The sequence below is a fragment of the Streptomyces sp. NPDC028314 genome, assembly GCF_055565795.1.
Genome location: NZ_JBVHTP010000001.1, coordinates 386,678 through 401,058, shown reverse-complemented (window position 1 = coordinate 401,058; position 14,381 = coordinate 386,678). Strand labels below are relative to the sequence as shown.

The following is a 14,381-nucleotide window of genomic DNA, read 5'->3' as shown; positions in this document are numbered from 1 at the left end:
TGCTCGATGTGGGGTCCGCCGTGGAAGAGCCGTTGAGGAGCGAAGGGCGGGTACCGCTGCGGACCGTCGACATCGCCCGGGAGTCGGGGTACTCGGTACAGCAGGTACGGGACCTCGAACGCCTCGGCGTCCTCCCCCCGGCGCCCCGGTCGGGCAACGGCTACCGCTGCTACACGACGCTCCACGTACGCGCCCTCGGCGCCTACCGGGGGCTCGCCGCCGCCGCAGGGCCCGTCGAGGCCCGGGAACTCCTCGCCCGGCTGCGGACCGGCACGCTCACACAGGCGGCCGCAGCGGTCAACGCCGTCCACGCCCGGCTCGCGCGGGAACACGAGGAGGCGCTGAGTGCCCGGCGGGCCCTGGAGGCGGTCCGGGACGAAGCCCACATCGCGGGGGCCGGCCGGGCGGGCGACTCCATGACGATCACGGAGCTGGCCGAAGCGCTCGGCGTGCGCCCCTCGACCCTGCGGTTCTGGGAGCAGGAAGGCCTCGTGGCCCCGGAGCGCGTGACATCGCTGCGCGCACGCCGCTACGGGATCGAGGCCGTCCGGGCCGCCCGCATCGTCGCCGCCCTGCGCTCCGCCGGCTACGGCATCGCGGCGGTGCGTGAGGTGATGGGCTCCCTGCACCGGCTGGACGGCCCGGACGAGGGCCTGCGCATCCTGAGCCGGCGCCTCGACCGGATCGCCGCGCGGACGGTGGCACTCCTGTGTGCGGGCACGGACCTGGCGGCCGTGATCACGGCCGCCCACGAGGCGCCCCGACACCGGACCCCCGACCTTGCCGACGCAGGCCCTTCCGGTCCGCCCCGGCAGGACGGGGTGCGTGACGGGGGTGCGTGACGAGGGGGCTCGATGCCCGGGCTCCGCCCTCGCCGGCGGGGAGCTCCGTCCGCCTCAGGCCGTGGTCCCCGGGCGCCTGCGGCGGACCAGGGTCCATCCGGCCGCGGTGAGGGCGACCGCCGCTCCGGCGACGGTGGCCACCGCGGTGCCGGTGGAGGCGAGCGTGCCGCCGGTGGTGGTGGCGCCGGTACCGCCGACCGTGCCGGCCGAGCCCGCGACGCCGCCCGCGCCGGACGGGTCGGAGGTGCCGCCTGTGCTGGACGTGCTGCCCGTGCCGGACGTGCCGGACGTGCCCCCGCCCGGGGTGCCGCCGGTCGCGCCGTCGCCGCCGGAACCGCCGGTGCCACCCGTACCGCCGGTCGTGGCCCCGTCGGTGGAAACGCCGCCCGTGGTGGTCCCGGCTGCGGTCACCGTGAGCGTGACCGGGGTGGTGCGACTGGTGCCCGCGGCGTTGCGGAACTCCGCCCGGTAGCGGTGCCCGTTGTGGGGGGCCTGCGCCGTGAAGGAGTACGAGGTCCCGTCCGCCCCCGCCACAGACCTCCACGTCCGGCCCGCGTCGGTGCTGAACTGCCAGGCCACGGACGGTTTCGGGGTCCCTTCCGCGTGTGCGGTCAGTACGGCCATGGTGCCCGCCGTGACGGTCTGGTCCGTGGGGCCCTGCGTGACCTTCGGGGACACGGACCGCTCCAGCCGGGTGATGCGCCCCTCGGCCGGATGGGACACGAAGACCGCCCCGCCGCCGGGTTCGACCACGAGGGAGGCGGAGCCCAACTGGCCGTGGTTGCCGGGCAGTACGACCGGCTTCGCCGCTTCCTGGAGATCGGCGGTGCGGTACACGGTGAGCGCACCGTTGTTGTCGCTGCCGGGCTGCGAGGTGTCCCCGGCGTCCTGCCAGACGACGAACGCCTCGTGCGTGACGGCGTCGAACTGCACCGCCCGCGGCAGGTCGGTGCCCTTCAGGACACGCACCCGCTTTCCCGAGGCGTCGTGCACGACGACCGAGTCGTCGAGGCCCACCCACACCGCCCCGGTCTCGGGATCCACCTCGGTGAAGCCCGCGTAGCCCTCGCCCGCCGGGAGTTCGACGGTGGCGCCGACCTGGAAGGTGGTGGCGTCGATCCGGTACATCCGGCGGTTGCCGGCGTCGGTGAACCACACCGTCTTGCGGACCGGGTCGACCGCGAACCCGTCGCCCCCGTCCAGGGTGAGGGAGCGCTTCACCGCGGCGGTGGCGACCTCGACCTCGGACAGTACGGAGCCCTGGGCGACCAGCACCGTCCCGGGCGTGACCCCCGGCGCGGCATCCGTGACGGCGCCGCCCGGCACCCACGCGCCCGCGGCGGCCGCGTCCCCGTCCTTGGCCGTGCCGATGCCGCGCAGCGGGTAGGAGAAGACCACCCCGTCGCCCGGCAGTGGGGCGATGATCTGGCGGACGGCCCGCCGGCCCAACGCACCCGTGGACCCGGGCGCCTGCGTGATGCTGCTGCGCACCTTGCCGTCGGCCGGGTCGAGGACGTGCAGCCCGCTCTCGTTGACGTCGGCCGTGTCCGGCAGGTCGTCCGAACCGACGTACAGCTTCCGGGAGTCGGGGTGCAGCAGCAGGTCGCGCGGTTTGCCCGCGGTGGCGAACTCCGCCACCGCCCGGTAGGCGACGGTGCCCTGCGGTACGTCGACGCCCTCGCCCCCGGGGCCGACCGGATCCTGGCCCCGGAAGGCGACGGGTACCCCTACGTCCTGTGTGCGGTCACCGGCGCCCCGGTGGTCGACCCGGGTGACGACGGAGCAGGCCACCTGGGTGCAGTCCAGCCCGTCGGACTTCGCCGTCAGTTTCAACTCCACGTCGAAGCGCCCTGCTTCGCCGTACGGAGTTCCCAACTCCCCGGCGTGCGCGTCACCCTTGGGCACGATCCACTGCGAGACCTTGGAACCGCCGGTCATGTCGGCGCCACCCGCGCAGGGAGCGGGAACCCGGTTGTCGCCGTTGTCCTTGCAGAAGGCGACGTAGATCCCCTTCGCCTGGTCGTATCCCGCGCCCGTGACGCGTACGGTCTGGCCGAGCGGGTCCAGACCGGACGAGGCGGACACGGTCAACTGCTGTCCGCCCGGCCCCAGTACGGTGCGGGGCGGGCCGGACGCGTCGGCCGGTCCTGCGGCGTTCACCGGGGCGGCCGAGGCCACCGAGGCAAGTACGAGCGCGAGCGCCGCCGAGGCCGCGCCCGCACGGGCGGGAGTGATGGGGTGCTGGGGTGACATGACATCCTCGTGACGTGACCCGGGGGGTCGGGCAGGATCCTCAGGCCTGGGCGACGGCCTGGATGACGACCTGGTCGACGGCCTAGTTGAAGGTCACGGGGACGTGGACGTCGTACTTGCGGTTGCTTGAGTTGAAGTGGTCGGCGCGCGTGACGACGGCGCACTCGACCGTCTCGCCGCAGATCTGGCCGTTGCCGAGGTCGGCCTTGACGTGGATGGTGACGTTGAAGGTGCCGCCGGGGCCGAAGGCGGAGGTGTTGGGCAGGGTGCCGCCGAAGGTGTTGTTGACCCAGTGCGAGGCGCCCGTGGTGCCCGCCTGGTCCGAACCGCCCAGGCAGGGGGTGGGCTTGGACGCGCCGGGTGCTCCGCTGACCGCACACAGGCCCACGTATATGCCCTTGGCGGAGTTGAACCCGCTGCCGGTGACCGTGACGTTCTGGCCGGCCGCGGCGGCGGTTCCGGGCGCGGTGACGCTGAGGTTGTACGTGGCCGCGCCGTCGGTCACCGTACGGGTCGAGGTCGCGGCGGAGGCGGAACCCGCCACACCGAGGGCGAGGGCCACGGCGGCGGTGGCGGCGAAGGCAGCGCGGGCGGCGAGCCGCACGGTCTTACGGGGCAGGAGGGCAGCACGCATGACAGGACGCCTTTCCGAGAAGGAAGTCGAGATACTTAGGTGAGGCTAACCTAAGTATCTCGATCTTGGGCGTCCTGATGACCCTCCGGCCGAATTCCGTTCCTCTGGCCGGTTCTGGTCCTGGGTCGGCAAGGCCACCGCCACCCATCGCTTCAAGGTGCTGCCCGAGGCGGGCCTGATCCACTCGACGCCCTCACGGCGCAACGCCACGCGCTGCCTTGACGCGCACGGGTGCGCCGGACCCACCCCGGCGGGGGAGGGCGCCGGGATGGTCCCGGCCGCTCGTGGGACCGGGACAATGGTGCTCGTGACCGATGAGGATGCCTACGTCTGGCTGGAAGACGTCGAAGGTGCGGCCGCCCTGGAATGGGTGGCGGAGCGCAATGCCGAGACGAGTGCCGCGCTGACCGCGGGCCAGGGGTTCGCCGAGCTGAAGGAGCGCCTGCGCGAGGTCCTCGACGCGGCGGACCGCATTCCGTACACGACCCGGCGGGGGCAGCACCTCTACAGCTTCTGGCGGGACGCCGAGCACGTCCGGGGCATCTGGCGGCGTACGAGCCTGGAGGAGTACCGCAAGGAGTCCCCCGATTGGGAAGTCCTCCTCGACGTCGACGCACTGGCCGCGGGGGAGGGGCAGAAGTGGGTGTGGGCCGGCGCGACGGTGCGCTACCCCGGCCACGATCGGGCTCTGGTGCGGCTGTCCCGCGACGGCGGGGACGCGGTCGTGGTGCGCGAGTTCGACCTCGGTACCCGCGCGTTCGTCGAGGAAGGCTTCCAGGTGCCGGAGGCGAAGACCGACATCGATTGGATCGACGCCGACACCGTCTTCATCGGCACCGACACGGGGCCCGGCTCGCTCACGGACTCCGGCTACCCGCGCACGGTCCGCCGCTGGCGCCGCGGCACCGCACTCCAGGACGCCGACCTCGTGTTCGAGGGGGAGCCGGGCGACGTGTCCGCGGTGGGCTGGCACGACGCGACACCGGGCTTCGAGCGGAGCTTCGTGGCCCGGTCGCTGGACTTCTTCCGCACCGAACGCCACCTCCTCGTGGAGGGTGGCTCGGAGGGCGACCGGCTGGTGCGGATCGACGTACCGGAAGACTCCCGTGCCTACGTCCACCGCGACCACCTCGTGGTCACCCCCAAGTCCGACTGGCTCGGCCACCGGGCGGGCTCCCTGCTGGTGTTCCCCTTCGAGGCGTTCCTCGACGGCGACCGTACGGCCCAGGTGCTGTTCACACCGGACGAGCACACGGCGCTGGCCGGGCACTCCTGGACCCGCCACCACCTGCTGCTCCAGACGATGCACGACGTCTCCACCCGGATCGACGTCCTCACCCCCGGTACGGACGGTGGCGACTGGACCCGCACACCGCTCGCGGCCGTCCCCCGCCTTTCCTCCGCCACGATCGTGGACACCGACCCCGACGTGAGCGACGAGTACTTCCTGGACGTCTCCGGCTTCCTCCAGCCGTCCACCCTCCACCGCGGCGAGATCGGCGGTGACACCGAGGTCCTCAAGCAGGCACCGGCCCGCTTCGACACCGCCGCTCTCTCCGTCAGGCAGTACTTCGCGACCTCCGCCGACGGCACACGGGTGCCGTACTTCGTGACCGGCCCCGACCACACCCGTACGGGACCCACCCCCACCCTCCTGTACGGATACGGGGGCTTCGAGATCTCCCTGACCCCCGCCTACGGGGCCGTCACGGGCCGGGCCTGGCTGGAGCGGGGCGGCACCTACGTCATCGCCAACATCCGCGGCGGCGGCGAGTACGGGCCCGCCTGGCACCAGGCCGCATCCGGCGCCGACCGGCCCCGGGCGTACGAGGACTTCGCGGCCGTCGCCGCCGACCTCGTCGCCCGCGGCATCACCACCGCGCCCATGCTCGGCGCCTCGGGCGGCAGCAACGGCGGCCTGCTCATGGGCGCCATGCTGACCCGCTACCCCCACCTCTTCGCCGCGATCGCCGCCGAAGTCCCCCTCCTGGACATGCTCCGCTACCACCGCCTGCTCGCGGGCGCCTCGTGGGTCGCCGAGTACGGCAGCCCCGACAGCGAGGCCGACCGGCACCACCTGCACGCCATCTCGCCCTACCACCAGCTCACCGCTGCCGCGGACTACCCGCCACTGCTGCTGATCACCTCCACCCGCGACGACCGCGTCCACCCCGGCCACGCCCGCAAGATGGCCGCCCGCATGCGCGAACTCGGCCATCAGGTCCTGCTCCGGGAGAACACCGGCGGGGGCCACACCGGCGCCGGCGACAACGAACAGACCGCCGCCAACAAGGCGCTCCTGTACACCTTCCTCTGGCAGCACCTCACGCGGACGGTCCCCGCCGCCCGGTCGGGCGCCGCTCCGCTGCCACCGGAGCATGCCGTCCCGGCGGGGGCCGCGGGAGAGGGGTAGCCGCGCGGCCGCTCCCGCGGACGGCGGCTGAGCCGATGCCCCGGTGGGCACATACGGGTCAGGGACCTGTCTGCTGCCGGGGGGCGTCATGGGCGTTGTGGGGGCCGTGCGGGGAGAAGCGTGGGGCTGGGCCGCGGTCGCGGTGTCGCTGGTGTGCCTCGTCGCGGCCGGCTGGAGGACGTCCCGCGTACAGCGGGCCGTGGCCGCCGGGACCGGCCCGCCACGCCCGGCGGACGCGCGCCTGAGCCTGTACGAACTCGCCTACCTGCACGACGGAGCAGCCAGGTTGACGGGTGTGGTGCTGCTGCGCATGCAGGCCGGCGGGCGGCTGCGCGTGAAGTCGTCGACGGAGCACGGGGTGAGGGCCGAAATCCTGGACCCGGCGCCCCGCGACGACATGGAAGCAGCGCTCATCGACGCCGTCGGGAACGGGAGTCCGGGCGACTACGCCAGGGTGCCCGGGGGCCCACAGGTGACGACGCTGCGCGAAGGGCTGGTGAGGGACCGTCTGCTCAAGGAGTGGCAGGGACCGGAAGGCGTCCTCGTCGACAGCCCGCTCGCTGCGGAGTGGAACCGGGCCCGCTTCCTGCTCCAGCTGAACCTGGCCGGCATGGCCGTGCTCGCCGCCGGAGGCATCGCGTGGGCCGTCCTCCAGGACGCGTACCTTCCGCTGGCCGGCCACCTGGTGCTGCTGACGGTCGCCCTCACCCACCGGCGGAGGAACCTGAGGCTGAGCTCAGGCGCCTACGTGACCGCCCGCGCACGGGCCGCGATGGCCGCCGCGGACCTACCCGGCTGGCTCACGGTGGACGACACCCAGATCCTCCGCCAGGTGGCGGTGAAGGGGCTTCGGAGCCTGCCGAGGAAGCACCCCCTGTTCCCGAAGCGCCCGCGCCCGCCCAAGAGCCCGTCCCGGAGCAGCGGCCCGCCCGGTGCTTCCGAGCCGCGCGTCGTGATCAACGACCCTCCGGCCCTGGGCGGCCTGGGCGGCGGATGCGGGGCCGGCTGCGGGGGCGGGCTCTGAACGGATTCGGCCCGGCGGACCGTTCAGACGGCGCAGCCGCCCGGCGGCAGCTGCTGCGCGAAGCGGCGGACGGCGCCGGTGAAGGCCTGCGGGTCGTCGAAGTTCGCGAGGTGCCTCGCCCGCGGGATCAGCTCGATCCGCGCCTGGGGATGGGCGCGGGCGAACTCCCTTTCACCGGACCGGAAGACGGTGTCCTTCTCGCCGTTGAGGATGAGGACCGGAGCCGCCACGTGCCGCATGGCACCTGCGTCGAACCGGCCCAGCACCTCACCCCACGCGGCCGGCACGGTGTGGAAGGCGTATCCGGAGCGAATGGTCGCCTCGACCACCTCGGGCGGATAGAGGCGGCGCAGCAGACGGTCGTTCCAACGGGCCAGCCGGTCCGCCGGAATGCGTGGGGCGAGTCCGGCCGCCCACCGGTACGGCACGGCCCACCGGCCTCGGGTGGAGGCGCTGGCGCCCGCGAGGACCAGGCCGCGCAGCTTGTCCGGGCAGCGCCGCGCGAACTCCAGTGAGGCGTATCCGCCGAGCGAGTGCCCGACGACCAGGGCCGGCCCGCGGTCGAGCGAATCCACTGCCGCGGCGATGATCTCCGTGGCCGCGTCAAGGCTCCACGGCTGGGTGGAGCGGGCGCCGTGACCGGGGAGGTCGACGGCGGTGACGGGGAAGCTCTCGCGGAGGGCGGCGAGCTGCGGACTCCACTGCGCCGCGCTGAAGCGCGTCCCGTGCACGAAGACGATCGGCGGTACATCCGCTGCCCACATGAAATCCCCCCGGATCGGTTGTCTGCCCGGCTCGACCCTATCGGGTGTCAGGGGTGGGCGGAGCGGTGCGGTGCGCCGTCAGCAGGAGGTACTCCCACTCCATCACACCGTCCCGGGTGTTCTCCTCGGCCAGCGCGTCCAGTGCCCGGTCCAGTGCCGCGGCCCGGTCGGGGTCGTCCCCGATGGCGCGGTAGACCGCGACGGTCGGTCCGTAGCAGGTCTTGAAGAAGGTGCGGAACTCCCCGGGCCGGGGGAAGGTGTCCACCCGGACGGTCAGGCGCCGGGCGTCCACGTCCGTGACGCGGTCGCCGAGGAGCTCGTACACGTGCTCCTCCTCTCCCCACAGGGGCGGCGGCTGGGATCCGGGCGGGGGAGGCGGCGCGTACGGCTTCATCGTCGCGAACATCCGGCCGACGAAGCCCTGGGGGGTCCAGTTCGCCAGGCCCACCGTCCCGCCCGGGCGGCAGACGCGGACCAGCTCGTCGGCGGCGGCCTGGTGGTGCGGGGTGAACATCACGCCGAAGCAGGACATCACCACGTCGAACTCCCCGTCGGCGAAAGGAAGATGCTCCGCGTCGGCCTCGCGCCACTCCAGCCGCGCGCCCCGTACCCCGGCCATGTGCCGCCCGACCTCGAGGAGTTCGGGGGTCAGGTCGCTCGCCACGACGTCCGCCCCCGCCAGGGCGGCCGGGATGGCGGCGTTGCCCGCGCCCGCGGCCACGTCCAGTACGCGATCCCCCTGCCGCACGCCGCATTCCGCGACGAGTTCGGCTCCGGTCTCCGGGATGACGTGGGAGGCCACGGACGCGTAGTCGCCCATGGCCCACATGGCGCGGTGGCGGGCCTTCAGCGCGTGGTCGGCCGCGACCGGGTCGGTCGCCTCGGACATGACTGCCTCCAGGGCTCGGGCCGGCCCCTTCTACGAGCGTAGGCGCCTTCCCCCGGAGCCGCAGTCCGGCCCTCCCCGGCAGCGCTGCGGCCGAAGCGGCGCCGGGACCGGCCGGAACCGGGCTACGGCCGAACGCGGCTACGGCCGGAACGGGGGCACGGCCGGATCGGCGCTACCGCCGGATCGGCCGCAGGGTCGCCAGGACCGACTCCGCGGGCTGCAGGGTGAGCCCCGGGAAGACCTTCGCCCGCACGGCCCCGGTGTCCAGATGGAACCGCTGCCCCAGTACGGCCAGTACCAGCGCCGCCTCCACGAGGGCGAACCGCGCTCCCAGGCAGGCCCGCGGACCCCCGCCGAACGGGAACCACGCGTGCTCCGGCACCGGATGCGGGGCGTCCGCGTCCCACCGCTCCGGGCGGAACGCCTCCGGCTCCGGGAACCACCGCTCGTCCCGGTGCACCGACCACGGGCTGGTCCACACCGAGGTCCCGGCCGGGACCGCCCGGCCGCCGATCGACGCGCCCTCGCCGGCGACCGCCGAGATCAGCCAGATCGGCGGGTAGATGCGCAGGGCCTCCTTGACCACCTGCTGCGTCCACGGGAGCCGCGCGTAGTCCTCGTAGGAGGGGAGTCGCCCGCCCAGCACCCGGTCGAGCTCCTCCGTCAGCCGTTCCCGCGCCCGCGGCGCCCCCGACAGGAGCTGCCAGGCCCAGGTCAGGGTGGTCGAGGTGGTCTCGTGGCCGCCGATGTAGAGCGTGATCGACTCGTCCCGCAGCTCCGTACGGGACAGCGGCAGCCCCTGCTCGTCGCGGGCCGCGAGCAGCCGGCTGAGCAGGTCGTCCCGCTCCCCGCCCGCCGCCGAGGCCGCCTCGTGCTCACGTATGACGTGCTCGATCTCCCGGTCGAGGACCCCCACCGCCGCCCGCATCCGGCGCCTCCCCGGCGTCCGCACCCAGGGCGGCAGGAACAGCGTCACCCCGCGGAACTCCATGCCCAGCTCGTGCTGCGCCGTCGCCATCGCCGCGCTGATCGGGCCCTCCCGCCCGGCCGCGTCGCTCCCGAAGAGGGTGCGCACCGCGATCCGCTGGGTCAGCCCGGCCATCTCCCTGTGCACGTCGATCCGGGCGCCCTCCGCCCAGCTCCGCGCCAGCGCGTCCGCGCACTCCACCATCGTGGCGGCGTACGTACGCACCTGCCGCGGCCGTACGGCGGGCTGCACCAGCGCCCGCTTGCGCCGCCAGTCGTCCCCGGTGGCGACGACCACCCCGTTGCCCAGCAGCTTCCGGAAGGCCCAGCCCAGCTCGGTCGGCCGGAAGGTACCCTCGACGGCGCCGAGCAGCTCGCCGGCGTGCTCGGGCCGGGACACCAGTACGTTGCGCTGCGGCCCCAGCGCCCACGGCACCCAGTCGCCGTACTCGTCGCGCAGGGACTCGAAGAAGGCCAGCGGATCGCGGGCGAAGGCCGGAAGGTTCCCGAGCAGGGGCCACCGGCGCGGTCCGCGCTCGGCGCCCGCGGGCATCGGCAGGGTGGCGGTCACGCAGGCATGGTGACAGCGCGCCCGCCAGGCCGCCAGACCCGCCGCCGAACTCCGGCCCGGCCAGAGCCACTTCGCGGCCGCACGGCACGAGTCGGCCCCGCCCACGCGTCGGCTCGGGCGACAGGGGGTCAGCTGCGCGCGATGCGGGCGAGCCAGGGGGTGAGGCCGATGCCGACCGGCTCCCGGTACGTCTCGTCACCGGCCAGCGGGACGACGAGCCAGTGGCCCGGAGGGAAGAACCGCCCCTTCACCCAGGCCAGTCCGCCGTACACCGAGCGCAGGAACCCCGGGACGGAGTCCCGCGGGACGTCGAGGAACTCGATCCCGTCGACGGTGATGTGCGCGTCGTCCTCGGCGAAGAGGTGGACGCTCACCGACGGTACGCCGCCCAGCTCCACGTACGCCTCGTGCGGCAGCGACCCGTCGGGGTCCAGGACCGTGAACAGGGCGGCCGACGTGCGACGCGACGCCAGGTCCGCACCGATGTCCTCGGTGACCGTCATCGTCAGCCCGTACTCGGCCGCGATCTCGCGTACGGCGGTGACGGCGGCCTCGGTGGTGGGGAGGGGCGGACGGTTCATGATTCCTTGCCTGTGGGGCGGTGACAGCGGACTTCGGGACGCTGGTGATCAACTCTAGGCCCGTCTCCACGCCCCCGCCGGGCCGACGGCGCGTCGCTTCAGCGCGGCGCGGTACCGGGATCCTGCCCGGACCCGGCCGCGGCCCCCTCCCGGTACCTCCCGGGCGTCGTCCCGAACTCCCGGTTGAAGGCGTGGGAGAAGGCGTACGGGGTGCCGTACCCCACCCGGCGGGCGATGGCCGCCAGGGAGTCCGGGGTGTCGCGGAGCTGGGCCGCGGCGAAGCTCAGCCGCCACCACGTCAGGTACGCCATCGGCGGGCGCCCCACCAGGGCGGTGAACCGGCGGGCGAGCGTGGGGCGGGACACCCCCGCCTCGGCGGCGAGGCTCTCGTTGGTCCAGGGGGCGGCGGGGTTCGAATGGAGCGCCCGCAGGGCGGTGGCCGTCACCGGATCGCCCAGTACCGCCGGCCACGCCCCGGTCTTCCCCTCGGCCATCCAGGACCGGATCATGTAGACGAGCAGCAGGTCGAGCAGGCTGGGCATCGCGATGCAGGAGCCCGGCTGCTGTTCGCCCAGCTCCCGGCCCAACAGGTCGAGCGCGGCGCGCAGTTCGGGATGGCTGCCCACCCGGTTGGGCAGGTGGACCACCTTCGGCAGCTCCAGCAGGAGCGGGTGTACCCGGCTGCGGTCCAGTCGGTACTTGCCGCACAGCATCTCCACCTCGGTGCCGTCGGCCACGGGGTCGCGCGGCCACTTCCCGTCGCGCCAGTCCTCGAAGGGCGCGGCCCGCTCCAGCACCGCCGCATCGGCGCGGGCGTCGGCGATGAGGTGCCCGGTGCCGTGCGGCAGCAGCACGGTGTCGCCCGTCCCGAGCAGCACCGGCTCTCCCTCGTCGGGTATCAGCCGGCAACTGCCCTCTAGCACGACATGGAAGCCGGCGCCCGCGTACGGCGCCAGGCGTGTCGCCCAACTCCCGCCGACCCGGACCCGGTTGGAGGAGGGCAGCCCGATGCGGACGGTAGAGATCGCGTCGCTCACCACATCCATGGAGTCAGAGTAGCCCCCGCGCCAACGGTGAGCTTTCCGCGTATCCGGATGAGTGGGAAGAGCATTGAGAGGCTCAATGGATCTTCCTAGGATCGAGGGCATGAAGACCGAGGACGTGAAGGGCGAGGGCGTGAAGAGCGAGGACGTGAAGAGCGGGGACATGAAGAGCGACGGCAGGCAGAGCATCGTCCTGGGCGACGTAGAGGTCATCCGGGTGGTCGAGTGGCAGGGGCCCTTCGTCCCCGCCCTCGACTTCGTCCCGGACTCCGGCCTCGAGGTGTGGAAGGAGAACGAGGACTGGCTGGCGCCGGACCACTGGGACCCGCGGGCCGACCGGACGTCGGTCACGGTGCAGACCTGGGTCCTGCGCAGCGCGGGACGGACCGTCCTGGTCGACACCGGGGTGGGCTACATGCGCGAGCGGCCCGAATCGCAGCTGTTCCACCACTGGCAGGGCGACCTCCTCGGCGGCCTCGCCCGCGCCGGAATCCGGCCGCAGGACGTGGACGTCGTCGTCAACACCCACGTCCACGCCGACCACGTCGGCGGGAACACCGTCGACGCCGCGGGGGAGTGGGCGCCCGCCTTCCCCAACGCCCAGTACCTCATACCGGCCGCGGACGACTTCTACTTCGGGCCCGGCAACGCGCACGCACCGGGCAGGAGGAACGACGACCGGCTGCTCTACGAGGACAGCATCGCGCCCCTCCACCGGGCGGGGCAGGCCGTCCTGTGGGACGGCGCCCACCGCATCGACGAGAACCTCGTCCTGGAGTCCGCGCCCGGACACACCCCCGGCTCCTCCGTCCTGCGGCTCGACTCCGGCCGGGACCGGGCGGTGTTCGTGGGCGACCTCCTGCACAGCCCGGTGCAGATCCTGCGGCCCTCCTGCAACAGCTGCTTCTGCCTGGACGCGGAACAGGCGGCGGCCACCCGCCTGCGCGTCCTCGAACGGGCCGCAGCGGAACGAGAGCTGGTGGTGCCCGCGCACTTCGCGGGCGGCGGAGCCGTGGAAGTCCGCCGGCAGGACGGCCGGTTCACCCTCGGGGCGTGGGCGGAGTTCGCGGCCGAGTAGCCCCGGGGGTCTCTACAGCCCGTACCGCCGCGCGGATTCCTCCTCCTGGGCCAGCCGGTGCAAGGCCTTCAGTACCGGCTGGAACAGGATGGCCGCGGCGACCGCCGTCTCGGCCTTCTCCGCCTCGGAGGGGTGTTGCTCCACGAAGTCCAGGTCGCGCATGGCCGCCTGGTGCATCAGCCGGGCGTACGGTGCCATCAGGTCCGCGTCCCACGGATAGCCGAGCCGGATGAGCGTGGACACGGCCACCACCAGCGACCGGTGGACCGGGGAGAGCGCGCCCAGTTCGCGGGAGGTGGACCAGCCCAGCATCTCCAGGAGCCGGTCCACCTCCTGACGGGCCGTCATCACCGCGGGGTCCGCCTCGTCCGGTTCGGGCCCGTGCGGCAGCGACCACAGCGCCGCGCCCAGCCGGATGGTCCGGTCCAGGGAATCGTCGTCGACGTGCCCGAGCACCTCCTTGGCCGTGGCCACCGGGAGCCGCCCCACCTCGATCATCGCGCGCACCAGCCGCAGCCGGCGCAGGTGCTCCTCGCCGTAGTCGGACGTGGTCGCGCCGACCCTCCGTCCCGGCGCCAACAGCCCTTCGCGCAGGTAGTACTTGATCGTTGCCGTGGAGACGCCGCTGCGCTCACTCAACTCCGCCAGTCGCATCTCTTGTGCCCTTTCTTGGAGAGTGTCACTATCCAACATTGCGGGCGTGCGACAGCCCGCGCGGACAGCGCCGTCATCCAACCAGCGATCTGGAGGCAGAGTGTCTGCCACACCGATACCGGGCCGCACCACCGCATCCGCCGAAGGGGACGTAGTGGTCCTCCTGATCGGGATGCGCATCAACCACTTCTGGGCGGTGCACCAATGGCTGCCGGTCGCCCTGGCCATGCCGCGCATGCTGCGCGAGCTGGCCCGGGACAAGAGCCGCGGCCTGCTCGGCCACGTGCTGCTCACCGCCTCGCCCCGTACGTACTACGTGGTCCAGTACTGGGAGTCGAAGGAGAAGCTGTACGCCTACGCCGCGGCCCCCGACATGTTCCACCACGCGGCATGGGCGCGGATCAACCGCAAGGAACGCGCGGGCAAGACGCGCGGGCACGTGGGGCTGTGGCACGAGGCGTACGTCACGCCCGAGGGCTCGTACGAGTCGATCTACTTCGACATGCCGCCCTTCGGGCTGGCCGCCGCCACCGGCGTGCTCCCCGTCGAGCGCCGCGGCCGCCGCGCGGCCGACCGGTTCGCGCACCGTTCCCCGTCGCCGATGCCGACGGAAACGGCGCCGGCGCCGCGCGACTGAGCGCGGCGCGACCCCTCAACATATGAACAACA

The 14,381-nt window shown here is 73.3% G+C and carries 13 protein-coding genes; 5 read left to right on the top strand and 8 right to left on the bottom strand.

Going from position 1 to position 14,381, the window contains the following annotated elements:
• The first annotated feature begins 32 nt into the window (after positions 1-32).
• Positions 33-842, top strand: a complete 810-nt coding sequence (locus ACZ4TG_RS01860; protein ID WP_468159343.1) for a MerR family transcriptional regulator — start codon at positions 33-35, stop codon at positions 840-842.
• A 54-nt stretch (positions 843-896) separates the two neighbouring features.
• On the opposite strand, the gene ACZ4TG_RS01855 is transcribed toward ACZ4TG_RS01860, so the two are convergent.
• On the bottom strand, positions 897-3,095 hold the full coding sequence (locus ACZ4TG_RS01855; RefSeq protein ID WP_468159342.1) for a hypothetical protein: 2,199 nt from the start codon (positions 3,093-3,095) through the stop codon (positions 897-899).
• Between the two features lie 82 nt (positions 3,096-3,177).
• Complete coding sequence (locus ACZ4TG_RS01850) at positions 3,178-3,729, bottom strand: hypothetical protein (protein WP_468159341.1); 552 nt, start codon at positions 3,727-3,729, stop codon at positions 3,178-3,180.
• A 298-nt stretch (positions 3,730-4,027) separates the two neighbouring features.
• Between ACZ4TG_RS01850 and ACZ4TG_RS01845 the strand changes: the two genes are divergently transcribed.
• Both ACZ4TG_RS01845 and ACZ4TG_RS01840 read left to right on the top strand, forming a co-directional pair.
• On the top strand, positions 4,028-6,142 hold the full coding sequence (locus tag ACZ4TG_RS01845) for a prolyl oligopeptidase family serine peptidase (protein ID WP_468159340.1): 2,115 nt from the start codon (positions 4,028-4,030) through the stop codon (positions 6,140-6,142).
• 88 nt (positions 6,143-6,230) lie between these two features.
• Entirely contained in the window at positions 6,231-7,166 is a 936-nt protein-coding gene (locus ACZ4TG_RS01840) for a TIGR04222 domain-containing membrane protein (protein WP_468159339.1), read from the top strand.
• Positions 7,167-7,189: 23 nt separating this feature from the next.
• On the opposite strand, the gene ACZ4TG_RS01835 is transcribed toward ACZ4TG_RS01840, so the two are convergent.
• The 5 genes from ACZ4TG_RS01835 to ACZ4TG_RS01815 form a co-directional block, all read right to left on the bottom strand.
• Entirely contained in the window at positions 7,190-7,930 is a 741-nt protein-coding gene (locus ACZ4TG_RS01835) for an alpha/beta fold hydrolase (protein WP_468159338.1), read from the bottom strand.
• 37 nt (positions 7,931-7,967) lie between these two features.
• On the bottom strand, positions 7,968-8,819 hold the full coding sequence (locus ACZ4TG_RS01830) for a class I SAM-dependent methyltransferase (protein ID WP_468159337.1): 852 nt from the start codon (positions 8,817-8,819) through the stop codon (positions 7,968-7,970).
• 172 nt (positions 8,820-8,991) lie between these two features.
• Positions 8,992-10,338 (bottom strand): cytochrome P450, encoded by a 1,347-nt coding sequence (locus ACZ4TG_RS01825; RefSeq protein WP_468159769.1) that lies wholly within the window; start codon positions 10,336-10,338, stop codon positions 8,992-8,994.
• A 146-nt stretch (positions 10,339-10,484) separates the two neighbouring features.
• Positions 10,485-10,937, bottom strand: a complete 453-nt coding sequence (locus ACZ4TG_RS01820) for a hypothetical protein (protein ID WP_468159336.1) — start codon at positions 10,935-10,937, stop codon at positions 10,485-10,487.
• Positions 10,938-11,035: 98 nt separating this feature from the next.
• Positions 11,036-11,983, bottom strand: a complete 948-nt coding sequence (locus tag ACZ4TG_RS01815; protein WP_468159335.1) for an AraC family transcriptional regulator — start codon at positions 11,981-11,983, stop codon at positions 11,036-11,038.
• A 160-nt stretch (positions 11,984-12,143) separates the two neighbouring features.
• Between ACZ4TG_RS01815 and ACZ4TG_RS01810 the strand changes: the two genes are divergently transcribed.
• The gene (locus ACZ4TG_RS01810) at positions 12,144-13,058 is read left to right on the top strand and encodes an MBL fold metallo-hydrolase (RefSeq protein WP_468159768.1); all 915 of its coding nucleotides are present in this window, start codon (positions 12,144-12,146) and stop codon (positions 13,056-13,058) included.
• A 12-nt stretch (positions 13,059-13,070) separates the two neighbouring features.
• Here ACZ4TG_RS01810 and ACZ4TG_RS01805 read toward each other — a convergent pair whose 3' ends face one another.
• Entirely contained in the window at positions 13,071-13,712 is a 642-nt protein-coding gene (locus tag ACZ4TG_RS01805; RefSeq protein ID WP_468159334.1) for a MerR family transcriptional regulator, read from the bottom strand.
• Positions 13,713-13,812: 100 nt separating this feature from the next.
• Here ACZ4TG_RS01805 and ACZ4TG_RS01800 point away from each other — a divergent pair, with 100 nt between their 5' ends.
• Positions 13,813-14,349 carry a DUF4188 domain-containing protein gene (locus tag ACZ4TG_RS01800; RefSeq protein WP_468159333.1) on the top strand — a complete coding sequence of 179 codons (537 nt, stop codon included), beginning with the start codon at positions 13,813-13,815 and terminating at the stop codon, positions 14,347-14,349.
• Positions 14,350-14,381 lie beyond the last annotated feature (32 nt).

What these genes read in the sequence shown, in the direction of transcription:
- ACZ4TG_RS01855 (WP_468159342.1), bottom strand. Translation starts at nt 3,095, where the DNA reads ATGTCACCCCAGCACCCCATCACTCCCGCCCGTGCGGGCGCGGCCTCG.
- ACZ4TG_RS01850 (WP_468159341.1), bottom strand. Translation starts at nt 3,729, where the DNA reads ATGCGTGCTGCCCTCCTGCCCCGTAAGACCGTGCGGCTCGCCGCCCGC.
- ACZ4TG_RS01845 (WP_468159340.1), top strand. Translation starts at nt 4,028, where the DNA reads ATGGTGCTCGTGACCGATGAGGATGCCTACGTCTGGCTGGAAGACGTC.
- ACZ4TG_RS01840 (WP_468159339.1), top strand. Translation starts at nt 6,231, where the DNA reads ATGGGCGTTGTGGGGGCCGTGCGGGGAGAAGCGTGGGGCTGGGCCGCG.
- ACZ4TG_RS01835 (WP_468159338.1), bottom strand. Translation starts at nt 7,930, where the DNA reads ATGTGGGCAGCGGATGTACCGCCGATCGTCTTCGTGCACGGGACGCGC.
- ACZ4TG_RS01830 (WP_468159337.1), bottom strand. Translation starts at nt 8,819, where the DNA reads ATGTCCGAGGCGACCGACCCGGTCGCGGCCGACCACGCGCTGAAGGCC.
- ACZ4TG_RS01825 (WP_468159769.1), bottom strand. Translation starts at nt 10,338, where the DNA reads ATGCCCGCGGGCGCCGAGCGCGGACCGCGCCGGTGGCCCCTGCTCGGG.
- ACZ4TG_RS01820 (WP_468159336.1), bottom strand. Translation starts at nt 10,937, where the DNA reads ATGAACCGTCCGCCCCTCCCCACCACCGAGGCCGCCGTCACCGCCGTA.
- ACZ4TG_RS01815 (WP_468159335.1), bottom strand. Translation starts at nt 11,983, where the DNA reads ATGGATGTGGTGAGCGACGCGATCTCTACCGTCCGCATCGGGCTGCCC.
- ACZ4TG_RS01810 (WP_468159768.1), top strand. Translation starts at nt 12,144, where the DNA reads ATGAAGAGCGACGGCAGGCAGAGCATCGTCCTGGGCGACGTAGAGGTC.
- ACZ4TG_RS01805 (WP_468159334.1), bottom strand. Translation starts at nt 13,712, where the DNA reads ATGCGACTGGCGGAGTTGAGTGAGCGCAGCGGCGTCTCCACGGCAACG.